Origin of the sequence: Janthinobacterium sp. OK676 (assembly GCF_900103595.1) — a bacterium.
Taxonomy (GTDB): Bacteria; Pseudomonadota; Gammaproteobacteria; order Burkholderiales; family Burkholderiaceae_D; genus Janthinobacterium.
In genome coordinates, this window is the sequence record NZ_FNHA01000002.1 from 463,619 (window position 1) to 485,309 (window position 21,691).

18 protein-coding genes are annotated in these 21,691 nt (G+C 62.9%); 6 read left to right on the plus strand and 12 right to left on the minus strand.

Annotated features, from left to right (window positions below; translation table 11 throughout):
• Positions 1-3 precede the first annotated feature (3 nt).
• The gene (gene exbB, locus BLU39_RS05650) at positions 4-750 is read right to left on the minus strand and encodes a tonB-system energizer ExbB (protein WP_092710799.1); all 747 of its coding nucleotides are present in this window, start codon (positions 748-750) and stop codon (positions 4-6) included.
• A gap of 141 nt (positions 751-891) precedes the next feature.
• Positions 892-1,809 carry a ChaN family lipoprotein gene (locus BLU39_RS05655; RefSeq protein ID WP_092710802.1) on the minus strand — a complete coding sequence of 306 codons (918 nt, stop codon included), beginning with the start codon at positions 1,807-1,809 and terminating at the stop codon, positions 892-894.
• A gap of 276 nt (positions 1,810-2,085) precedes the next feature.
• Here BLU39_RS05655 and BLU39_RS05660 point away from each other — a divergent pair, with 276 nt between their 5' ends.
• Entirely contained in the window at positions 2,086-3,402 is a 1,317-nt protein-coding gene (locus BLU39_RS05660; protein ID WP_254788909.1) for an FAD-binding oxidoreductase, read from the plus strand.
• 75 nt (positions 3,403-3,477) lie between these two features.
• On the opposite strand, the gene BLU39_RS05665 is transcribed toward BLU39_RS05660, so the two are convergent.
• Both BLU39_RS05665 and BLU39_RS05670 read right to left on the minus strand, forming a co-directional pair.
• Positions 3,478-3,951, minus strand: coding sequence for a GNAT family N-acetyltransferase (locus BLU39_RS05665; protein WP_254788895.1), 474 nt, complete (start codon positions 3,949-3,951; stop codon positions 3,478-3,480).
• Between the two features lie 39 nt (positions 3,952-3,990).
• Positions 3,991-7,131 (minus strand): error-prone DNA polymerase, encoded by a 3,141-nt coding sequence (locus BLU39_RS05670; protein WP_092710808.1) that lies wholly within the window; start codon positions 7,129-7,131, stop codon positions 3,991-3,993.
• A gap of 97 nt (positions 7,132-7,228) precedes the next feature.
• Here BLU39_RS05670 and BLU39_RS05675 point away from each other — a divergent pair, with 97 nt between their 5' ends.
• Both BLU39_RS05675 and BLU39_RS05680 read left to right on the plus strand, forming a co-directional pair.
• Positions 7,229-8,014, plus strand: a complete 786-nt coding sequence (locus BLU39_RS05675) for a PhzF family phenazine biosynthesis protein (RefSeq protein ID WP_092710811.1) — start codon at positions 7,229-7,231, stop codon at positions 8,012-8,014.
• 165 nt (positions 8,015-8,179) lie between these two features.
• Complete coding sequence (locus BLU39_RS05680; RefSeq protein WP_092710814.1) at positions 8,180-10,582, plus strand: TonB-dependent receptor plug domain-containing protein; 2,403 nt, start codon at positions 8,180-8,182, stop codon at positions 10,580-10,582.
• A gap of 73 nt (positions 10,583-10,655) precedes the next feature.
• Here BLU39_RS05680 and BLU39_RS05685 read toward each other — a convergent pair whose 3' ends face one another.
• Both BLU39_RS05685 and BLU39_RS05690 read right to left on the minus strand, forming a co-directional pair.
• The gene (locus BLU39_RS05685) at positions 10,656-11,045 is read right to left on the minus strand and encodes a GNAT family N-acetyltransferase (RefSeq protein WP_217635051.1); all 390 of its coding nucleotides are present in this window, start codon (positions 11,043-11,045) and stop codon (positions 10,656-10,658) included.
• Between the two features lie 114 nt (positions 11,046-11,159).
• Positions 11,160-11,708 carry a histidine phosphatase family protein gene (locus BLU39_RS05690; protein WP_092710820.1) on the minus strand — a complete coding sequence of 183 codons (549 nt, stop codon included), beginning with the start codon at positions 11,706-11,708 and terminating at the stop codon, positions 11,160-11,162.
• Between the two features lie 145 nt (positions 11,709-11,853).
• Here BLU39_RS05690 and BLU39_RS05695 point away from each other — a divergent pair, with 145 nt between their 5' ends.
• Both BLU39_RS05695 and BLU39_RS05700 read left to right on the plus strand, forming a co-directional pair.
• Positions 11,854-14,052: an OsmC domain/YcaO domain-containing protein gene (locus tag BLU39_RS05695; protein WP_092710823.1), complete on the plus strand. Its 2,199-nt coding sequence runs from the start codon at positions 11,854-11,856 to the stop codon at positions 14,050-14,052.
• A 23-nt stretch (positions 14,053-14,075) separates the two neighbouring features.
• The gene (locus BLU39_RS05700) at positions 14,076-14,675 is read left to right on the plus strand and encodes a 2-hydroxychromene-2-carboxylate isomerase (RefSeq protein ID WP_092710826.1); all 600 of its coding nucleotides are present in this window, start codon (positions 14,076-14,078) and stop codon (positions 14,673-14,675) included.
• A gap of 2 nt (positions 14,676-14,677) precedes the next feature.
• On the opposite strand, the gene coaD is transcribed toward BLU39_RS05700, so the two are convergent.
• The 5 genes from coaD to BLU39_RS05725 all read right to left on the minus strand — a co-directional run bounded on the left by coaD (position 14,678) and on the right by BLU39_RS05725 (position 20,282).
• Positions 14,678-15,826, minus strand: coding sequence for a pantetheine-phosphate adenylyltransferase (coaD, locus tag BLU39_RS05705; RefSeq protein WP_092710829.1), 1,149 nt, complete (start codon positions 15,824-15,826; stop codon positions 14,678-14,680).
• Positions 15,827-15,920: 94 nt separating this feature from the next.
• On the minus strand, positions 15,921-17,255 hold the full coding sequence (locus tag BLU39_RS05710) for an ATP-binding protein (protein ID WP_034750754.1): 1,335 nt from the start codon (positions 17,253-17,255) through the stop codon (positions 15,921-15,923).
• A gap of 2 nt (positions 17,256-17,257) precedes the next feature.
• Positions 17,258-17,917, minus strand: a complete 660-nt coding sequence (locus BLU39_RS05715; RefSeq protein ID WP_034750756.1) for a response regulator — start codon at positions 17,915-17,917, stop codon at positions 17,258-17,260.
• A 104-nt stretch (positions 17,918-18,021) separates the two neighbouring features.
• Positions 18,022-19,536, minus strand: a complete 1,515-nt coding sequence (locus tag BLU39_RS05720; RefSeq protein ID WP_092711321.1) for a Do family serine endopeptidase — start codon at positions 19,534-19,536, stop codon at positions 18,022-18,024.
• Positions 19,537-19,820: 284 nt separating this feature from the next.
• On the minus strand, positions 19,821-20,282 hold the full coding sequence (locus BLU39_RS05725; RefSeq protein ID WP_092710832.1) for an Hsp20 family protein: 462 nt from the start codon (positions 20,280-20,282) through the stop codon (positions 19,821-19,823).
• Positions 20,283-20,504: 222 nt separating this feature from the next.
• Between BLU39_RS05725 and BLU39_RS05730 the strand changes: the two genes are divergently transcribed.
• Complete coding sequence (locus BLU39_RS05730; protein ID WP_034783462.1) at positions 20,505-20,855, plus strand: hypothetical protein; 351 nt, start codon at positions 20,505-20,507, stop codon at positions 20,853-20,855.
• Positions 20,856-20,929: 74 nt separating this feature from the next.
• Here the strand turns inward: BLU39_RS05730 and BLU39_RS05735 are convergent, their stop codons facing one another.
• Positions 20,930-21,688 (minus strand): alpha/beta hydrolase family protein, encoded by a 759-nt coding sequence (locus BLU39_RS05735; protein WP_092710835.1) that lies wholly within the window; start codon positions 21,686-21,688, stop codon positions 20,930-20,932.
• Positions 21,689-21,691: the final 3 nt, after the last annotated feature.

Here is a 21,691-nt window from a genome sequence, read left to right on the forward strand (position 1 = left end):
GATTCAGGCCTGCTTGCGCGTGTCGAGGTCGCGGCTCAGCATCAGCAGCACTTGCGCGGAAGCGGCGCGCAGCTGCGCCTTGTACTGGTTGATGCCGCGGCTAAGTACGTTGTAGATGACGACGGCGGGAATCGCCGCCACCAGGCCCAGGGCGGTGGCCAGCAAGGCTTCCGCGATGCCGGGCGCGACGGTGGCCAAATTCGTGCTCTGGCTGACGGCGATGCCGATGAAACTGTTCATGATGCCCCACACGGTACCGAACAGGCCGACGAACGGCGCCACGGCGCCGATGCTGGCGAGCAGACCGATGCCTTGCGTCATGCTGCGTATATTGTGCGCAATCCACTGTTCCTGGCGAAAGCCAGCCCGCTCCTTCAGGGCCGGCGCCGGCGCGCTGGCGTGCGACAGAGTCAGTTCCTGCTGCACATCGCCGAGCAGCTGTTGCGCCAGCACGGACGCCCCGCTCTTTGCCGCCGCGTCCGGCAGCGAGGTGGCCATCTTCAGCACGGCGACGGCTTGCGACGCTGCGCGCCGCGCCTGCAGCAAACTGGCGCCCTTCACCAGCAAGACCACCCAGGTGGCCAGCGCGGCGACCAGCAAGCCGACGAGCACGCTTTTGACGACCTGGTCGGCAGCGAAGAACATGCCCAGCGGCGACATATCGTGCGGCAAGGCAGACGCTTGCGCCGTGGCATGCAACAGGGAAAGAACGACGCCGCCAGCGGCGGCTTTGAGACAGGAGATACGCATGGAAGCTTCAACAGGTAACAGGCATGGCTGCGCCAACGGCGCGCACGCGCATGCAAAAAAATCGGACGGACTACCTGGCTGCTGCGAAGAAGCTTGCTGGGGGAGAATGCCGGGCTGAACGCCCGGCGGAGGTGCTACGGCTTACTTGGCGCTGGCGACGGCGGGCGCCACAACTGGCGTGAACCAGACGAAATCGGCCTGCGGCGCCAGCACCGTCGCGCCCTGCTGGGCCAGGACCAGCACCAGCGGCGCGGGACCGCCCGTCAAGTCCTGCACGTGCAGCGGCACGCCCAGGTCCTTGTGCGCATGGTAGGCGCCGGCGATCAGCACGGCAGGCGCGGGCGCGGCCAGCAGGCGCTCGGCCATCCGGCGGTCGCGCTGCTGCTGCACCGACAGCATGGCGGCCAGGCGCGGCTCGTCGATCTGGTTGTCGTGCATGACGCGGATAATGTCTTTCAATTTTTCATGCACCTTGCCATCGTTGGCCAGGTTCGAATGCTTGCCCTGCACGGCCGGCTTGTCGATGAACAGTTGCTTGATCTCGCTTCGGTCCAGGTTGGCCGACCAGACGGGATACGGCGCGCGCATCACGGTCATCACCAGGTCGCCATACTGCGCCCATTTCCAGTTCGGCTGCCAGGCCAGCAGCTCGGCCACGTGTTCGGGGCGCACGACGGGATCCGTCTGCAGCCACGGCTTGACCTTGTCCACCTTGGCCTGCTGGTCCGGGTTCAGCATTTCCAGCAGCACGCTGCCTTGCGGACGCTGGCCCTGCAGTTGCTGCAGCAGCCATTGCTCGATCTGGTGATGGCTGAGCTGGTCATGCTGCTCGCCCACGATCACCCGCGGCGCGGCGGCCAGCTGGGCCAGCAATTGCTCGGCGCTCACGCGCTGGCCGCTGCGCAGGTCGACGATCTGGCCCAGCTGGCGCACGTCTTGCGCCGCGGCAGGCACAATGGCGGTGGCGCCGGCACCGGTGACGGGTGCGACGCTGCTACAGGCGCTCAGGGCCAGTACGCAGGCGGGCAGGACGGCGGCGAAGGACAGGGGAAATCTCATGGGCATGGCCTTTCGGGTTGAAGCACGCATTGCAAAATAACTACTGGCGGGCATTTTAATAGAAATGATTCTCATTTACAACCAATGCACGACACACCATGCAGATTTTTTTACGACTGGCAAAAATGGGGCTTCGGTGAAATCTCCAGGTGCGGGGTAGAATAAAAAAAACGGAGGACTTGCGTGAATCAAACTGACCAGTTGGCGGTACTGAAAAAACCGCTGCCAGACTCTCTTGCTGCCGTACTTTCCCTGATCTTTGCCGACCGCTTTTCCATGACGCAAGCCATGCGTGCACACCATGGCCGCGACGAGTCGAGCTATCCCCCCATGCTGCCGGATGCCGTCATCTTCGCCCATTCCACCGAGGAAGTGGCGGCCGCCGTCAAGCTGTGCAGCGCGCACGACGTGCCCATCATCGCCTACGGCAGCGGCACCTCGCTCGAAGGCCACGTGCTGGCCCTGCACGGCGGCGTGACGATTGATCTGTCGCAAATGAATCAGATGGTCGCCGTGCATGGTGAAGACTTGACGGCCACCGTGCAGGCGGGCGTGACGCGCAAGCAGCTCAATGAAGAAATCCGCGACACGGGCCTGTTCTTCCCCATCGACCCGGGCGCCAATGCGTCCTTGGGCGGCATGGCGGCCACGCGCGCCTCGGGCACGAACGCCGTACGCTACGGCACCATGCGCGAAAACGTGCTGGCTCTGACCGTGGTGACGGCCGATGGCCGCATCATCAAGACGGGAACCCGGGCGAAAAAATCGTCGGCCGGCTACGACCTGACGCGCTTGTTCGTCGGCAGCGAAGGCACCCTGGGCATCATCACGGAAGTGACGGTGAAACTGTATCCGCTGCCGGAAGCGATCTCGGCGGCCGTGTGCTCGTTTCCCGGCACGGGTGAAGCCGTCAGCGCCGTGATCCAGACCATCCAGATGGGTATTCCTGTGGCGCGGGTCGAGTTTCTCGATGAAAATGGCGTGAAAGCCATCAATGCCTACGACAAGATGGCGCTACCGGAAAAACCCTTGTTGCTGTTTGAATTCCACGGCACGCCGGCCAGCGTGGCCGAGCAGGCGCAGCTGGTGCAAGCCATCACGGCCGAACACGGCGCCAGCGATTTCGAATGGGCCAGCCGCCCCGAAGACCGCTCGCGCCTATGGGCCGCGCGCCACAACGCGTATTTCGCCCTGCTGCAGATGCGCCCCGGCAGCCGCGCCATTTCCACCGATTGCTGCGTGCCGATTTCGCGCCTGGCCGAATGCATCCTCGCCACCAAGGCCGATTGCGAAGCACAGGGCCTCGTCTACGCCATCATCGGCCACGTGGGCGACGGCAATTTCCACGTGCAGATGCTGGTCGACCCCGACGACCCGGCCGACATCGCGCGCGCGGAAAAGGTCAACAGCGACATGGTCACGCGCGCCATCGGCATGGATGGCACGTGCACGGGCGAGCACGGCGTGGGCATGCACAAGATGGCGTTCCTCGTGGAAGAACATGGTGTAGGCGCCATCGACACCATGCGCGCCTTGAAACATGCGCTGGATCCGAAGAACATCATGAACCCGGGGAAGATCGTGCGCTGGTAATCAATACCAACCCAAAAAGCAAATGCCGGGGTCGTACCCTGAGGGTACGCCCCCAGTCCTTGTCGTTGGGGTGATTTACAATTCCATGCGCATCGGCACGAAGGCAATCCCGCCCGTCTCCACCTTCGGCCCCGTGGCGACAAAACCCAGGCTTTGGTACAGGGGCAAGGCATACATCGAGGAATTGACGGTAAAGGCCGTCACACCGCCCCTGGCCAAGGACGCATCGCGGGCTGCCTGCCACAAACGGCGCGCCATGCCGCGCCGGTGCAGGGCGCGCGGCACGAACATGTGGAACAGATGCGTGTTGTCGCGCATGGCCACGACGCCGGCCAGTTCGCCGTCGATATGCGCGAGCTGGTAATGATAGTTCGGCAGCGACAGGTAATTTTCGATGGCCGGCTGGCGGCAGTTTTCAATGAACTTTTCCGCCCCCGCACCGTCCGGATGCAGGGTCAAAAAGGGCATCAAGTCGTCAATCAGGGCGACGATGGCGGGCGCGTCGGCGACGAGGGCGGGACGCAGTGTCGGTTCGGGGAATGTTGTCATTCTTAAATAATGCCATGCCTTGGTCAAACAAGACAATTCTCAACAGAAATCACGGCTGCTGGTGCGCAAGCGTCCCAGCAGATGCGACATGTCGACCAGGCGCTTGGCCACCAGATTGCGCACGATGCCCTCGCGCTGCCACACGCCGTACACGCCCAGCAGCGGCGCACTCAGCACTTCGCGCCGCTGGCTTTCCACCAGGTCGGGCCAGACGATGACGTTGACCGTGCCCGTCTCGTCTTCCAGTGTCATGAAGATGACGCCCTTGGCCGTCCCCGGCCGCTGGCGCACGGTGACGATGCCGCAGGCACGCGCCACTTGTCCGCTCGTGTACGTCATCAGCGTGGACGCCGGCATGAAACGCTGTTCCAGCAATTGCCTGCGCAGCAGCGCCAGCGGGTGGCGGCCCAGGGTCAGGCCTTGCGTGCGGTAATCGCTGACGATGCTCTCGCCTTCCGTGGGCGCGGCCAGCACGGGCAAATCTTCCTCTTGCGTCGTGGCGCGCAGCAAATCCTTGTCGGGCACGGCGCCGGCCGCCTGCCACAGCGCCGCGCGCCGGTGGCCGGCCAGCGCGTGCAGCGCATTGCCGGCAGCCAGCACCTGCAAGTCATGACGATCCAGGCCGCCACGCCGCGCCAGGTCGGCCACGTCGACAAAAGCGGCGATGGCGCGCGCATCCTCGATGCGCCGGGCCGCCTCGGCACGCATGCCGAACAGGCTGTTCAAGCCCAGGCGCACGGCGGGCGGGGCGTCCTGCCCTTCCTCCAATGCCGCTTCCCAGGCGCTGACGGCCACGTCGACGGGCAGCACTTGCACGCCATGCCGGCGAGCATCCTGCACCAGTTGCGAGGGACTGTAAAAGCCCATGGGCTGGCTGTTGAGCAAGGCGCACAGAAAGGCGGCAGGTTCGTGGCATTTCAGCCAGGAACTGGCATACGTCAGCAGGGCGAAACTGGCCGCGTGCGACTCGGGAAAGCCGTATTCGCCAAAGCCCTCGATCTGGCTGAAGATGGCCTCGGCAAACTTTTTCTCATAGCCATTGTCCACCATGGCATCGACGATGCGGTCATGGTAATTGTTCATGCCGCCCTTGCGTTTCCAGGCAGCCATGGCGCGCCGCAACTGGTCCGCTTCACCGGGCGTGAAATCGGCTGCGATGATGGCCACCTGCATCACTTGCTCCTGGAAAATGGGAATGCCCAGAGTGCGTCCCAGCGCCTTTTCCAGGCCCTTCGGATACTCGACCGGTTCTTTCTGCTGGCGGCGCTGCAGATACGGATGCACCATGCCGCCCTGGATGGGGCCGGGGCGCACGAGCGCCACCTCGATGACGAGATCGTAGAATTCACGGGGCCGCAGGCGCGGCAGCATGCTCATCTGCGCGCGCGACTCGATCTGGAACACGCCGATGGTGTCGGCCTCGCACATCATGTCGTAGGTGGCAGGGTCTTCGCGGGGAATATCCTGCAGGCGGAACTCCTCGCCACGCCGCGCACCGACCAGTTCCAGGGCGCGGCGCAGGGCCGACAGCATGCCCAGCGCCAGCACGTCGACCTTCATCAAGCCCAGTTCCTCGAGGTCGTTCTTGTCCCACTCGATGACGCTGCGTTCGGCCATGCTGGCGTTTTCAATCGGCACCAGGCGCGACAACTTCCCGTGCGCAATGACGAAGCCGCCCGGATGCTGCGACAGATGGCGTGGAAAGCCCAACAACTGCTGCGCCAGGCCGGCCCACTGCTGCGACAATGCCGCTTCCGGGTCCAGACCGCATTCGGCCAGGCGGTCCAGCAGATCACGCTTGCCGTCGAACCAGCGATGCGCCTTGGCCACTTTTTCCACGATGGCCAGGTCGATCCCCAGCGCCCGGCCGCTGTCGCGCAAGGCGCTTTTCGGCCGGTAACTGATCACCACGGCGGCCAGCGCGGCCCGCTCGCGCCCATATTTGCCGTAGATATATTGGATCACCTCTTCGCGCCGCTGGTGCTCGAAGTCGACGTCGATGTCGGGCGGCTCGTTGCGCTCGCGCGACATGAAGCGCCCGACCAGTGAATTGCCGCGCGCCGGATCCACTTCCGTGATGTGCAGGCAATAGCAGACGGCCGAATTGGCGGCCGATCCCCTGCCCTGGCACAGGATGTTTTGCGAGCGGGCAAAGCGCACGATGTCGTACACGGTCAAAAAGTACGCTTCATACGACAACTCGGCGATCAGCTCCAGCTCCTGCTCGATCTGCTCCTGCACGTTGGCTGGAATACCCAGCGGAAAGCGGATACGGGCGCCCGCATACGTTTCCTCGCGCAGATAGGTGGCCGGCGTGTGGCCGCCCGGCACCAGCTCGTCGGGATAGTCATAGCACAGACTGCCAAGGGAAAATTCGCACAGCTTGGCGATGCGCACGGTTTCCGCCAGCGCTTGCGGCGGATACACATTGGCCAGACGCAGGCGCGCGCGCAGATGCTGCTCCGCGTTTTGCGCCAGCGCATAGCCGCACTCGCTCACAGGCTTGCCCACGCGGATCGCGCACAAGGTGTCGAGCAAGGGCTTGCGCGAACGCACGTGCATGCACACGTGGCCGATGGCCACCACGGACAAGCCCAGCGCCTGCGCCGCCTCCTGCACGGCGCCGCGGTGCGCGTCATCCTGTGCCCGCTGCAGCAGGTTCAGGCCAATCCAGCTGCGCTCGCCGCCAAAGGTGGCCGCCATCCACGCGCCTTGCGCGCGCAGCGTTTCGGGCTGGGCCGGATAGCTGGGCAGCAAGATCATCAGGCAGCCGGGCAACCCCCGCAAATGGGCAAACTCGGCCGAGGGCGCGGCGAAATCGTCTGGCGTCAGCAGATAGCGCCCCTTGGCCGCCCGCGTGCGCGCCATCGTGATCAGCTCCGACAAGTTGCCATAACCATCGATGTCTTGCACCAGCGCCAGCAAGGACAGGGCCGGACTGCCGTCGGCCTGCGTCAAATGAAAATGCGCGCCGATAATCAGCGGAAACCCGGCCCGCTTGGCCGTCGCATGCGCCCGCACGACACCCGCCAGCGAGCACTCATCCGTAATGGCCAGCCCCTTGTACCCGAGCTGGACGGCGCGCGCCACCAGCTCTTCCGCATGCGAGGCCCCATGCAGGAAGCTGAAATTGCTCAGGCAGTACAGCTCAGCATACTCGGGTAAGACGGCGCCCCACATGATCTACCTCAATACTGTATATAAACACAGTATATTATACTCATCTGCAATCGGACTTATCGTTTATGCTCGTGTTTTACCTTGCACATCGCGCGCCATGATCGTCCACTTATTAAAATGTTTCGGCGCCGCACCCGGTGGCGGCAATGCGGCGCTGGTCGTGGAAAATGACCATGGCAGCGAAACGGCGCGCCAGCAATTCGCCCGCGAGCGCAATGTGAGTGCCTGCGTCTTCCTCGACCGGCAAGCGGACGGCGGCATCGTGCTCGACTATTTTTACCCGCACACGCGCAGTCCCCTGTGCCTGCACGCCACCCTGGCCGCCGCGCACGTGCTGCTGACGGCGCTTGGCGCCCCGGCAGCCTTGACGGTCACCACGGCCATGCGCGGGCAAGCCTTGCGGCTGCTGCGCCGCGTAGAAAATTTATTCATTGGCCTGGCACAGCAGCCGGCGCCGGCCGTCATGGTGGAAAAATATGTGCCGTCGGAACTGATGGGCCAGCACATGCACTTGCTGTCGCCGCCCGTGGTCGCCTCCGTCGGCAGCCCGAAGCTGCTGCTGGAAGTGGCCGACAGCACCATCCTGCGCGCGCTGCGGCCGAACCTGGAACTGATCGCCGACTGGAGCGCCTTGCACAAGGTTAACGGCTGCTATGCGTATTGCCGCACGGGCGAGAACACATACGAGGGACGCAATTTCAACCACCTCGACCCGGCACTGGAAGACAGCGCCACGGGCGTGGCGGCGGGCGCGCTGTCAGCGCACAGGCAACAGTCGCTGCATCTGCATCAGGGCCACGTGACGCAGCAGCCGTGTCTGATCGAAGTGCAATACAGCCCTGCGGAAATCCTGGTGGGCGGCATGGTGCAGCGCAGCACCTGAACGGGGCATGCCGCACCAGTACAAGGCAAGCCGGGCAGCGGCGAAAAGATAATCAACCAGGAAACAACAGTTACTACAAATTTGTAATAACAAAACAAAGTATCGCTGGTGAATGATGAAATGATGGCACTAGAATCAAGTCACAATACCACTTGGAGATACTGCGTGCCGACCCTCACCACCTTGCGTAAAGCAGTCCTCATCAGCCTGTACGGCAGCGCCGCCCTGGCCGCCTTCAGTCCCGCCGCCATGGCGCAGAGCAACGATCCTGCGGCCACGGAAGGGCCCGTGCAAACGGTCAGCGTGGTCGGCTCGCGCCGGGTCGCCAGTTCCGCCACCGATACCATGGTGCCGGTCGATATCATTCCCATTTCCAAGGTAGCCGAGCAAGGCGGCCAATTCGACCTGGCGCAATCGTTGCAATACATCTCGCCTTCGTTCAATTCCACGCGCCAGACGGGCGCCGACGGGGCCGACCTGATCGATTCGGCCGCCCTGCGCGGCCTCGGCTCCGACCAGACCCTCGTACTGGTCAATGGCAAGCGGCGCCACACGACGGCGCTCGTCAACCTGTTCGGCGCGCGCAACCGCGGCAATACGGGCACGGACATGAATGCGATTCCCTTGTTGGCGATCAAGAACGTGCAAGTGCTGCGCGATGGTGCCGCCGCCCAGTACGGCTCGGACGCCATTGCCGGCGTGATCGACATCGAACTGAAGAAAAACCTGGGTTGCGAAGCGGTGGCCGGCTACAGCCAGTATTCCGCAGGCGACGGCAAGAATTACATGACCTCCGCCTACTGCGGCATCGCGCTGGGCGACAAGGGCACGCTCGCCATCACGGGCGAATACCTGGACCGGGGCCGCTCGAACCGCGCCGATTCCGACAGCATGCGCATCATCGGCGACACCAAGTCCAAGAACAAAACCCTGTACGTCAATGGCGACTACGCCACCAGCGGCACGGGCAAGCTGTACTTCACGGCCGGCACGCAGACGCGCGACGCCTCGAGCGCCGCGTTTGGCCGGGGCGGCATCGGCAGCGACGACATTCCGTCGCGCAATTCGGCGGCCATGTACCCGGACGGTTTCGTGCCTTTCATTAACGGCAAGATCGACGACCAGTACGCCACCATTGGCCACCGCAGCCAGATCGGCGAATGGCATGCGGATTTCTCGCAAACCTATGGCTACAACAAGATGCGCTACGACATCAGCCATACCCTGAATGCCTCGATCGCCAACCGCGATCTGATGAACGGCGGCAAGGGCATCAGCGCCAGCAACTTTGACGCGGGCGGCTTTTCGTTCCAGCAGCTGACCAGCAACGCCGACTTCAGCCGCTACTACGACACGGTAATGAGCGGCATGAACGTCGCTTTCGGCGCCGAATACCGCAGCGAGGAATACAAGATCATGGCCGGTGAAGCGGCTTCCTACATCGACGCCGACGGCGTGGGCGTGGGCGGCAATGCGGGCAGCCAGGGCTTTCCCGGCTTCCAGCCCGGCGACGCCACCAAGGCCCGGCGCCACAGCATCGCCGCGTATGGCGACGTGGAACTGGACTGGACGGAACGCCTGAAAACCCAGGCCGCCCTGCGCTATGAAAAATTCAGCGACTTCGGCTCCACCGTGACGGGCAAGCTGGCCGCCAGCTATAAAGTGGCGCCGAACGTGCTGCTGCGCGGCTCGGCCAGCACGGGTTTCCGCGCGCCATCGTTGCAGCAAGTATATTTCTCGTCCACCTTTACCGACTTCATCGGCGGCGTGCCCACCGACGTGGTGCTGGCGCCGAACGGCGGCACCGTCGCCAACGCGGCCGGCATTCCCAAGCTGAAAGAGGAAAAATCCACCAGTTTTACCTTGGGCACCACCTGGACGCCCACGCAAGCCATTTCCGTGACGGCCGACTTGTACAACATCAAGATCAAGGACCGCATCGTGCTGTCGGGCCGCTTCAATGCCGACAATTACCCTGACCTGGCCGCGCGCCTGGCCCTGCTGGGCGTGGGCGAGGCGCAATTCTTCGTCAACTCCATCGACACGCGCACGCGCGGCCTGGACCTGACGGCGTCGCACAAGGGCGAACTGGCAGGCAACCGCCTGACCACCTTCCTGGCCTTGAACTTGAGCAAGACGGAAGTGACGAAAGTCAAGACGCCCGCCTCGCTGACGGGCTTCGAGGATGTCCTGTTGTCCGAGCGCGAACGCCTGTTCATCGAACAGGGCGGCCCCCGTTCGAAAGCCACCCTGGGCTTCGACTACGTCACGGGCAAGCTGGAATCGGACTTGCGCATCATCTACTTTGGCCCGCAAACCCTGGGTACCTTCAGCGGCACGGCCGCCGGCGTACCCAACGCCCATTACGCGGCCAAGACCTCGGCCGACTTGAGCTTTACCTACAGCATCAACAAAAATACCAAGCTGACCTTTGGCGGCAACAACATCTTCAACGTCAAGCCGACCACGCAAAACGCGGATGAAACGGACAACGGCTTCAAATACGACAGCGTGCAGTTCGGCCTGAACGGCGCCTCGTATTTCGGACGGCTGTGGGTGAAGTTCTGATCACCGTGTCCGCCTGAAAAAACAGCGGCTGCGCCAGCATGGGCAGCCGCTGTTTTTATGTCGGCATCACCATTCAATGCTCCTCGCCCGCATAGATCCACATGGGCTCTGTTTTCCCGGCGCGAACAAATCCCATGGATTCGTAGAACGCGATGGCCCTGCCGTCCGCCGTCAGCATTTGCTGGTGAAACCCCGCGTATCTTTCCAACATGGCCGCCATCATCTTTCTGCCGACGCCCTGGCCTTGCGCCATGGGATCGACAAGCATATGCGGAAAGTAGACAACCAGATGGCCATCGGAAATGGCATTGCCGATGCCAATCAATTTGCCATCGGCACGGGCCGTCACCAGGCTGTGGGAATTGCGCAGCGCGGCCATCAACTCCCTGGGTTTTTCCGCGGACGACCAGTGATTGGCCTTGTAGAGGGCTATCACTTCTTGCTCAGCGATCACATCATTCATGGAAATTTGCATCGGCACGGCCTTCTTTATGGATGACGCTGACCTTCGCAACGGGACGGTCCCAGCGTTTCGATCACATCACCATCTATTGTATCGATCCACGCCCACAAGTTCTCACAGCTCATACACACCCATGCTCCAGTAGCGGCTGCCTTGCCTGTTGCGGGCAAGCCAACCCAATGCCTGCAGTTCCTTGCCGATCAAACGATTCATGATGCCATGCCCGACCAGCAGCACAGGCCCCTTGGCGGCCAGCGCAACAAGCCGCCCGGCGGCAGCCCTGGCACGCTGCCGGGTGATCGTCAGCGAGTCCGAGCCGCGCGCATAACCGCAAAGCCAGAGCAGGCGAAAAATCGCTGCCCAGGCTGGAGGCGGCAGCCAGGGCGCTTTCCAGAGGGCAAAGGGAAGCTCCGCTTCCGTGAAAATCGCCTCTTGTGTGAAGGGGAAATCGCCCAGCGCCCTGGCCGTCGAGCATGCCCTGGGCGCCGTACTGGCCACGATGGTCGACGCGGAAAACGCTGCCACGGGGCACTCCGCAGGGATGCCGCCTTCCTTGATCAGCGATTGATTGTAGAGATCAATCCACTGTGCCATTTGCATGGGCGCTATCCAGCCACCCTTGGCGAGTTGCGGCTCGCCGTGACGCATCAATGTTATACGCATGTCGTCAGATCACCTCGCACATTTATCAGTCCGTTTCATTGCCCTGCGGCTCCCGGCCAGCACGGCCGTCATGAACAATCTTTGCCCTGCGGCGGAAAGCACGGATAATAGCGCCTAACTCATAAGCACTGTATTGGATTACCTCATGGAAATTAAAGTCAACTTTCTCGACAAGCTGCGTCTCGAAGCCAAGTTCGACGATTTTACGGTCATCGCCGACCAGCCCATCCGCTACAAGGGCGATGGCTCGGCGCCTGGCCCGTTCGATTACTTTTTGGCATCGTCGGCCCTGTGCGCGGCCTATTTCGTGAAGTTGTATTGCGATACACGCAATATTTCCACTGAGAACATCCGCCTGTCGCAAAACAATATTGTCGATCCGGAAAACCGTTACCAGCAGATTTTCAAGATCCAGGTCGAGTTGCCGGCCGATATCTCGGCCAAGGACCGCCAGGGCATCCTGCGCTCGATCGACCGTTGCACGGTGAAAAAAGTGGTGCAAACGGGCCCCGAGTTCGTGATCGAAGAAGTCGAGAACCTGGACGCCGATGCCCAGGCCTTGCTGGCCCTGAATCCGGCCCCTGGCGCGAATACCTATATCGTGGGCAAGGATTTGCCGCTGGAACAAACCATCGCCAATATGTCGGGCCTGCTGGCGGGCCTGGGCATCAAGATTGAAATCGCCTCGTGGCGCAACATCATTCCGAACGTGTGGTCGCTGCATATCCGCGATGCGCATTCGCCCATGTGTTTCACCAACGGCAAGGGTGCGACCAAGGAAAGCGCGCTGGCGTCGGCCCTGGGCGAGTACATCGAGCGCCTCAGCAACAACCATTTCTACGCCGGGTCGTTCTGGGGCGAGGACATCGCCAACGCGCCATTCGTCCACTACCCGAACGAGCGCTGGTTCAAGCCGGGGCGCAAGGATGCGTTGCCGAAGGAAATTCTCGATGAGTATTGCCTGGACATCTACAACCCCGATGGCGAACTGCGCGGCTCGCACCTGATCGACACCAACTCCGGCAATGCCGAGCGCGGCATCTGCTCGCTGCCGTATGTGCGCCACTCCGATGGCGAGATCGTGTATTTCCCGTCGAACCTGATCGAAAACCTGTACGTCAGCAATGGCATGAGCGCCGGCAATACCCTGGTCGAAGCGCAGGTGCAATGTCTGTCGGAAATTTTTGAGCGGGCCGTCAAGCGCGAAATCCTCGAAGGCGAAATCGCCCTGCCCGACGTGCCGCAGGAAGTGCTGGCGAAATACCCGGGCATCGTGGCCGGCATCGCCGGCCTGGAAGAGCAAGGCTTCCCCGTGCTGGTCAAGGATGCGTCGCTGGGCGGCGTGTACCCGGTGATGTGCGTCACCCTGATGAACCCGCGCACGGGCGGCGTGTTCGCCTCGTTCGGCGCGCACCCGAGCCTGGAAGTGGCGCTCGAGCGCAGCCTGACGGAATTGCTGCAGGGCCGCAGCTTTGAAGGCCTCAACGACTTGCCGCAGCCGACGTTTGCCAGCGAAGCCGTCACCGAACCGAACAACTTCGTCGAACACTTCATCGATTCGAGCGGCATCGTCTCGTGGCGCTTCTTCAGCGCGAAAGCCGACTACGATTTTGTCGAGTGGGATTTTTCCGGCCACGGCGAAAACTCGAATGCCGAGGAAGCGGCGACCCTGTTCGGCATCCTCGCCGGCATGGGCAAGGAAGTGTACACGGCCGAGTACGACCAGCTGGGCGCCACGGCCTGCCGCATCCTCGTGCCCGGTTATTCCGAGGTGTATCCGGTCGAAGATCTGATCTGGGACAACACCAACAAGGCGCTGCTGTTCCGCGCCGATATCCTGAACCTGCATAAGCTGGACGATGCCGGCCTGGAAGACTTGCTCGATCGCCTGGAAAACAGCGAGCTCGACGAGTACGGCGACATTGCCACCCTGATCGGCATCGAATTTGACGAAAACACGGTCTGGGGCCAGTTGACGACCTTGGAATTGAAGCTGCTGATCCATCTCGCCCTGCAGCAGTTCGAGGAGGCGAAGGAACTGGTGGAAACCTTCCTGCAGTACAACGACAACACGCTCGAGCGCAAACTGTTTTACCAGGCCATGAACGTGGTGCTGGAAGTGGAGCTCGACGACGCGCTGGAACTGGACGATTACGTCGTCAATTTCCGCCGCATGTTTGGCAACGAACGGATGGATGCAGTGCTGGGCTCGGTGGACGGCAGCGTGCGCTTCTTCGGCCTGACCCCGACCAGCATGCAGCTGGAAGGCCTCGACAGGCACCAGCGCCTGATCGACAGCTTCAAGAAACTGCACGCGGCGCGCGCCAAGGCGGCGGCCCGCTAGCATCACCACCTGGAAGCGATGCCATGGCCACACTGGAATTCTGGTTCGATTTCGGCAGCAACTACAGCTACCTGAGCGCCATGCGCATCGAAGCGCTGGCGCGTGAAAAGAAGGTGCACGTGATCTGGAAACCCTTCCTGCTGGGCGTCGTCTTCAAGGCGTTGGGCTGGCAGACATCGCCCTTCATCTTGCAAAAACTCAAGGGCGACTACACGTGGCGCGACATGGCGCGCCAATGCGAAAAGTACGCGTTGCCATGGCAGCAGCCGAGTTCCTTTCCCCGCACGGCCCTGTTGCCCATGCGTGTCGCCTTGATCGGCGCGGACCAGGGCTGGATTGCGTCCTTTGCGCGCCGCATGATGGCGATGAATTTTGCCGCGGACCGCGATATCGACAACATCGAGGCCGTCAGCGAAGCCTTGGAGGAGCTGGGCCTCGATGCGCGCGCCGTGCTGGCGCTGGCTTTGACACAAGATAACAAGCTGCGGCTGCGCCACCAGACCGAGCAGGCACAAGCGCTGAACCTGTTCGGCGCCCCCAGCTTCGTCAGCGCTGGGGAATTATTCTGGGGCAATGACCGGCTCGAGGATGCACTGCTGCATGCAGCAGCCAGCCACCGTTAAGCTCAATTCCCCGCCAGCGCCGCGATCTCTTTGCGCATGTTGTCTATCGCCCGCTCGTTATACTGGTCGGCGAAATACGCATCGCCAAACAGCTGGCCCGCCTGCGCCTTGCCGCACAAATGCTGCAGGGCCAGGCCCCGCTGCTGGTTGAAGCGCACGGGGTCCACGTGCGCGTATTCTCTTCCGATGGCTTGCGTGTAGGCTTGATACACCTCTTCATCCTGCCCCAGGATGGCCAGGTCGGCGCTGAGCATGGCGTCCTTCAGCGCGTGGCTGATGCCGGGTCCCTGGAAATGGTCCGTGGCGCGTATCAATTGCGCCACATCGAGGTTGTCGCCCGCATCAAGGCCGCTGGCCAGCCACAGCTGGGCGCTCGCCTCTTCGCTCGAATACAGGGCATCGTCGTCGTGGCTGTAGACGGCGTCGTGGAACCAGAACGCTTTCTTGACCAGCGCGCTGTCGCGCTTGGGTGCAAAGGTATTGTCGGCCCACACGCGGATCTCGGACAGGCCGTGCACCAGGTGGTCGAGGTTGTGATAGTGGCGATCCGCGCCGCCATACGCCTGCGGTCCCGTCAGGTGGGCGAACCAGTGATCCGCCAGCGCGATGTCGGCCTGCGACGCGGTGGCATAATTCCACAGCGCTTCCCACTCCTTGCGCAGACAGTCGAGTATCCACGCCTGGTAGGCCGGGCCGGGGACGAATTTCTTCATGGTCCAGTTCCAGCCGACGGGCCCTTCCAGCGCCTTGACGAAGCTGGAACTGACGGAGCCGAGGTCGCGCGGCGGCATCACGAAGATGGTCTTGGCGCCCTGCAGCACATCCACATTGGTTTGCTGGATCAGGTTTTCATAGTCGAAATCGGCCGTCGTGCGGATGCCGCGTATCAGGTAGTCGCAGCCGTGCTTTTTCGCCGCGCGCGCCGTGTAGTCGCCCTTGACGATGACCACCTGCACATTGTCCCAGCCGCACTCGCGCGCGCTCTGTTCGATGATACGCTTGCGGTCTTCGGCGGGAAATTGGGGGCGCTTGGCGGGGTTTTGCGACAGGAAGACGATCACCTCGTCGGCGAGCGAACGCGCTTCGCCGATCACCCACATATGGCCGTTGGTGATGGGGTCGAGGGTTCCTGAAAAGCCGATCTTCTGCATGCTGCGCTCCGTTTGCTTGATTGCTTATTGCGCAGACAATATATGCCAGCGGCGCGCGCGTCAATGCAACATGCCAAAGATCATGATCAAAACATTATTTTTTCACGGCTTGCGGGAATTCCACACGCACGCACAGGCCGCCCAGACGCTCGGATTTGTCCAGCACCAGGCGCGCGCCGTGACGCTCGGCAATGGCCTTGATGATGGCCAGGCCCAGGCCGCTGCCGTTGGCGTCCGTGCCGGGCACGCGGTAGAAGCGGCTGAAGACGCGTTCGCGTTCCTCGGGCGGGATGCCGGGGCCGCTGTCCTCCACCGACAAGGTCACGCCGACGGGGCTGGCGCGCAGGTCGATGTCGACCGTGCCGCCCTGCGGCGTGTATTTGATGGCGTTGTCGACCAGGTTGCGCAGCATGATGTTGAGCGCGTCGGCCTGGCCCGCCACCTTGGCCGCGTCCATGTGATGCAGGCCCAGGTCGATCTTGCGCGCCTGCGCGATGCCGGCCATGTCGCCCAGCGCGCGCTTGACGACGTCGTTCAAGTCCACCGCCTGCAACTGGTCGCCGCTGGCGGCGCTCGCTTCCTGGCGCGCCAGCACCAGCAACTGCTCGACCAGGCGCGTGGCCCGTTCGATGCCGGCGCTCACGCGCGAAATGGCCAGGCTGCGCTTTTCCTGCGATTCGGCCCGCTCCAGGCTCAATACCTGCAGCTTCAATGCCGCCAGCGGCGTACGCAATTCATGCGCGGCATCGGCGACGAAATGCTGCTGCGCGTCGAATGCCGTTTTCACGCGGCCGAACAGCAGGTTCAGCTCATGCACGAGGGGGCGCACTTCGTCGGGCAAGCCCGCTTCCGAAACGGGCGACAGATCGTCCGCCTGGCGCGCCGCCACCTGCTTGCGCACGCGCGAGACGGGCGCCAGCGAACCGCTGACGACCCACCACACGACGAGCATCAATATCGGCGCCATCAGCGCGATGGGACCGACCGTGCGCAGCGCCAGGCTGCCGGCCATGCGCTTGCGCACGGCCATGTCCTGGGCGATCTGCACGGTCTGGGAACTGGTTTGCACGGAGAAGATGCGGTAAGTGGTGCCGTTGGCCTTCACGTTGGAAAAGCCCAGCACGGCGCGCTGCGGCAGTTCCGCGCGCGTGATCGAACGGAACACCTGCACGCCGTCCGGCGTCCACACCTGCACCACCATGTCGTTGTTGACGGGGTCGGCCGGCAAGGCTTGCGCATGGTTGGCCAGCGGCGCGCCGGAGCGCAGCGACAGGGCCATCTGCTGCATGTGATAGTCGAATATCTGGTCGGCGTCGTACAGGGCGCTGCGGTAGGCGATCGATGCCTGCGCCAGGGCCGCCATGATGATGGCCGCCAGCAAAAACCACAGCAGGCGGCCGCGCAGCGAGTGCGTCACCGTGACCTTCATCCTCATGCCTTGGGCACCATGTAGCCGAGACCGCGCACGTTCTGGATCAAGTCGCTGCCCAGTTTCTTGCGCAAGCCGTGGATATACACTTCCACGGCATTGCTGTTGACTTCATCCTTCCAGCTGTACAGTTTTTCTTCCAGCTGCGCGCGCGACAGCACGATGCCGGGACGCGCGATCAAGGCTTCCAGCACGGCCCATTCGCGCGCCGACAGGTTGACGGGATGGCCTTCGGCGATCACTTCGCGTGTCAGCGGATTGATGGAGACGCCCTGGTGTTCGAAGACTGGTTCCGGCCGCCCCGAGGCGCGCCGCAACAGGGCGCGGATGCGCGCCAGCAGTTCGTCGAGGTCATACGGTTTGAGCACGTAATCGTCGGCGCCCGCGTCGAGGCCGGCGATGCGCTGCTCGATGGCGTCGCGCGCCGTGGCCACCAGCACGGGCGTGTCGAGCTTGCGCAAGCGCATCGAGCGCAGCACGTCGAGGCCATCCTTGCGCGGCAAGCCCAGGTCCAGCAGCACCAAATCATAGGTCTGCGTCTGCAGGGCCGTATCGGCCATGTCGCCATCCTTGACCCAGTCCACCGCGTAATGCTCGGCGCGCAGCAAATCGAGCACCACCTCGCCGATCATCGTATCGTCTTCTACCAGCAATAAGCGCATGGCTTGCCTCTCTATCTTGTTATGCTTGCTTTCACCCCGACGGGGGAATGTGCCCCAATGGGACACATTCCGATCACGAAGTGACTGCCCCCGGTACTCATTAATTAACCTAAACGCACGGGAATAAAAATCTTGTCGGGTCCCCGCTGTATCAGCAAGGCGACCGATTTGGCGGATTTTTCCACCACGTCGCGCACCTGCTCGACCGTGTTGACGGGGCGGCCATTGACCGACAATAGCACGTCGCCCGGCTGCACTCCGGCATTCGCGGCAGCGCCGCCCGCATCTTCCACCAGCAGGCCGGCGCTGATGCCCGCCTCGCGTTTTTCATCCGATTGTAACGGACGCAGGGCCAGACCCAGCTTTACCTTGCCGGCGGCGCTGTCGCTCTTCGCCACTTCGGCCACCTTGTCGGCCGCATTGCCCAGTGTTGCCGTCAGGCTCACGATCTTGCCGTCACGCCAGACATCCATGGTGATCTTGTCACCTGGCAAGGACGTACCCACCAGCGCCGGCAAGTCGGCCGAGCCGATGATGCGCTGGCCATTCACCTTGCGCACCACGTCGCCCGATTTCAGGCCCGCCTTGTCGGCCGGGCTGCCCCGCTCCACGTTGGCCACCAGCGCGCCTTCCGGCGTGGCCAGCTTGAACGAATCGGCAAAGCCCTGGTTCACTTCCTGCACCGTCACGCCCAGCTTGGCGTGGCTGGCCTTGCCCGTGGCAACGATCTGGTCCTTGATGCGGCCGGCCAGGTCGATGGGGATGGCGAACGACAGGCCCTGGAAGCCGCCCGTCTGGCTGTAGATCTGCGAATTGATGCCGACCACTTCGCCACGCGTATTGAACAGGGGGCCGCCCGAGTTGCCGGGGTTCACCGCCACGTCCGTCTGGATGAAGGGCACGTTGCTGTCGTCCGGCAGGGAACGGCCCTTGGCGCTGACCACGCCGGCCGTCACCGTGCTGTCGAAGCCATAAGGGGAACCGATGGCCAGCACCCACTCGCCCACTTTCAGGTCGCTCGAATGGCCGAGCGGCACGACGGGCAGGTTGTTGGCGTCGATTTTCAGCACGGCGATATCGGTCTTCGGATCCGTGCCCAGCACCTTGGCGCGGAATTCGCGACGGTCGTTGAGCTTGACGGTCACTTCGCGCGCATCGCGCACCACGTGGGCGTTCGTCATGATGACGCCGTCCGGGCTGACGATGAAGCCGGAACCGAGGCCGTGCGTGGGCACGTCGCGGCCACCGCGTTGCCCGCCTTGCGGCCCCTGGAAGCGGCGGAAGAATTCGAAGAAGGGGTCGTTGCCGAAGTCGTCATTGCCGGCCTGGGCCGATGGGTCGTAGGCCACCTTGGTGCTGCCCGTGACGCTGATATTGACGACGGCAGGGCTGTTGCGCGCGGCGATCTGGCTAAAGTCGGGCAAGGCCACCAGCGGCGCGCTGGCGGCGGGCGCCACGGCGGCGGCCACAGGGGCGGCGGGCGAGCCAGCGGCGGCGTTCGCGCCGGCATTGTTCTGATGCACCACCATGGCGCCACCGGCACCCAGCACACCGATCGCGGCCAGCGCGGCTACGGTGCGTTTGATTTTCAGGGATGCGGTATTCGTTTGCTGTTCCATGAATTGCTCCTCATTCAATGAGATTTTGATGTATGCAATAGTGGGCCACGAGTCTTAGGCGGTGCTTAACATTTTTCCATTTGGAAACAGGCATTTGCGCCTTTAAGCATGGCTTAATCTGGCCTGCCGCACGCACCTTGCATGGCGCTCAATGAAGGGCCCGAACGGGCTCCAGACGTGACACTGGCCGGATCAACCGGCCAGTATTTTACTGCATGGGGAAGGAGAAAACCCTCCCGGCCGCCAAGGCGCCCGAAGGGACGCCGAGGTCAGCTCACCTCAGATCAAGCTGCCTGACGCTGTTCCAGGGTGCTGACGGTGGCGCCAGTGCTGGTGCCGATCTCGATCTTGCGCGGTTTCAGCGCTTCCGGCACTTCACGCACCAGGTCGATGGTCAGCATGCCGTTTTCAAACGTGGCGCCCGTGACCTTCACGTGGTTGGCCAGCTGGAAACGCTGTTCGAAATCGCGGGCAGCGATGCCGCGGTGCAAGAACGTGCGTTCGACGCCATCTTTCTGCTTGCGGCCAGTGACGTGCAGGGAGTCGCGTTCGGTGATGATGTCGATCTCTTCACGCGAGAAGCCGGCCAGTGCCATCACGATGCGGTACTTGTCTTCCGACACCAGTTCGATGTTGTACGGCGGATAGCTCGGTTGCGCATCGGCGCGTTGTTCGTTGAGCAGCTGTGCCAGGCGGTCGAAGCCAATGGCGGAACGGTAGAGGGGAGCAAGGTCAAAAGTACGCATGATAAATATCCTTTTCAAATGAAGCGATAAGAGGGGCGGACCTCACCGTGAGCATCCGCTTGTTACCGATATACGGCCTCTCCAGCCCCTTTCAAGGCCTTGAAATTGGCGAAAAACGCCCCAGAGACCGCTCAATTTGTAAGAAATTTTTACATGGCCAGCCCAGGGGGATTTTGCATGACCGCCCCTATGCGCGGCCGGCTTTTGGTGTATGCTGGCGACATGAACAATGACACCGACATCCAGCTCAGCGGCCCCTTCAAGGCCACCGACGGCTCCGGCCGTGCCCACGACATCAAGGCCATCCGCATCTTCGACGAAGGCTACGGCATCATCGACGTCTACGTCGATTTCGCCGCCCCGCTCGAAGCGGGCGCCTACAAGGACAAGACCCTGGTCGGCCACATCCTGGCCCGCCTGCGCAGCCTCGGCTACGTGGGCCCCGACTTCGGCCATGGCGACCTGGGCTTGCAAGACAAGAAACTGATCGTTCTGGAAGCGCCCGAGGAATTCTCGGCCTTTGCCGTGAGCAAGGGCTGGAAAGATCTTTCGGCCGAGTTTGACGAAGACTGATCCGTTTTCTCCCCCATCTGCGCCGCGCCAGCTTCTGCTGCCGCGGCGTTTTTCATGGGCGGCCGCTTAGTGACTTAGCTGATATAGCGCGCGCTCCACGCGGCGATGACGTTGGCGACGTAGGCCGCGTCATCGCGCCCCGTCAACAGATGGTCGGCGTCGTCGAGCGAAACGAAGCTTTTCGGGTGCTTGGCCGCCGTAAAGATATCCATCGCATTCGACAGGCTCACCGTCGTGTCGTTCGGCGCGTGCATCACCAGCAGGGCGCGGCGCAGGCCGGCGATGTGCTCTTTTAAGCTGTGGCTGCCCGCGTCATCGACGAATTGCTGGCGGATGCGGAAGGGCCGCCCTTCCAGCTGCACCAGCGCTTCGCCCTCGGTGGCGATTTTCTCGAGGTGGTCGCCAAACATGCGCGTCACGTAGGCGGGCGTGCCCGGTGCGGCCAGGGTCACCACGGCCGTCGCTTCCGGCACTTGCGACGCGGCGGCCAGCACGGCGGCACCGCCCAGGCTGTGGCCGATCAGCAATTGCGGCGCGGCGTGCCTGGCCCGCAAAAAGTCGGCGGCGGCGACCAGGTCGGCCACGTTCGACGAGAAATTCGTGGCGGCGAACTCGCCCTCGCTGGCGCCCAGCCCCGTGAAGTCGAAGCGCAGCACGGCGATGCCGTGCTCCGTCAAGCCTTGCGCGATGCGCCGCGCGGCCAGCACGTCCTTGCCGCAAGTAAAACAGTGGGCGAACAGCGCGTGGGCACGGATGGCGCCGTCGGGCGCATCGAGCCGCGCCGCCAGCACATGGCCGTGCGCGCCGGGAAAATCTTGCCTGGTCGATTTCATTGT

Excerpts from the sequence above, each read along its gene's own strand:
- BLU39_RS05710 (WP_034750754.1), bottom strand. The coding sequence starts at position 17,255 with ATGAAGGTCACGGTGACGCACTCGCTGCGCGGCCGCCTGCTGTGGTTT.
- exbB (WP_092710799.1), bottom strand. The coding sequence starts at position 750 with ATGCGTATCTCCTGTCTCAAAGCCGCCGCTGGCGGCGTCGTTCTTTCC.
- BLU39_RS05660 (WP_254788909.1), top strand. The coding sequence starts at position 2,086 with ATGACGCAAGCCATGCGTGCACACCATGGCCGCGACGAGTCGAGCTAT.
- BLU39_RS05725 (WP_092710832.1), bottom strand. The coding sequence starts at position 20,282 with ATGCGTACTTTTGACCTTGCTCCCCTCTACCGTTCCGCCATTGGCTTC.
- BLU39_RS05730 (WP_034783462.1), top strand. The coding sequence starts at position 20,505 with ATGAACAATGACACCGACATCCAGCTCAGCGGCCCCTTCAAGGCCACC.
- BLU39_RS05670 (WP_092710808.1), bottom strand. The coding sequence starts at position 7,131 with ATGTGGGGCGCCGTCTTACCCGAGTATGCTGAGCTGTACTGCCTGAGC.
- BLU39_RS05695 (WP_092710823.1), top strand. The coding sequence starts at position 11,854 with ATGGAAATTAAAGTCAACTTTCTCGACAAGCTGCGTCTCGAAGCCAAG.
- BLU39_RS05675 (WP_092710811.1), top strand. The coding sequence starts at position 7,229 with ATGATCGTCCACTTATTAAAATGTTTCGGCGCCGCACCCGGTGGCGGC.
- BLU39_RS05700 (WP_092710826.1), top strand. The coding sequence starts at position 14,076 with ATGGCCACACTGGAATTCTGGTTCGATTTCGGCAGCAACTACAGCTAC.
- coaD (WP_092710829.1), bottom strand. The coding sequence starts at position 15,826 with ATGCAGAAGATCGGCTTTTCAGGAACCCTCGACCCCATCACCAACGGC.
- BLU39_RS05690 (WP_092710820.1), bottom strand. The coding sequence starts at position 11,708 with ATGCGTATAACATTGATGCGTCACGGCGAGCCGCAACTCGCCAAGGGT.
- BLU39_RS05735 (WP_092710835.1), bottom strand. The coding sequence starts at position 21,688 with ATGAAATCGACCAGGCAAGATTTTCCCGGCGCGCACGGCCATGTGCTG.
- BLU39_RS05665 (WP_254788895.1), bottom strand. The coding sequence starts at position 3,951 with ATGACAACATTCCCCGAACCGACACTGCGTCCCGCCCTCGTCGCCGAC.
- BLU39_RS05715 (WP_034750756.1), bottom strand. The coding sequence starts at position 17,917 with ATGCGCTTATTGCTGGTAGAAGACGATACGATGATCGGCGAGGTGGTG.
- BLU39_RS05685 (WP_217635051.1), bottom strand. The coding sequence starts at position 11,045 with ATGAATGATGTGATCGCTGAGCAAGAAGTGATAGCCCTCTACAAGGCC.
- BLU39_RS05720 (WP_092711321.1), bottom strand. The coding sequence starts at position 19,536 with ATGGAACAGCAAACGAATACCGCATCCCTGAAAATCAAACGCACCGTA.
- BLU39_RS05655 (WP_092710802.1), bottom strand. The coding sequence starts at position 1,809 with ATGAGATTTCCCCTGTCCTTCGCCGCCGTCCTGCCCGCCTGCGTACTG.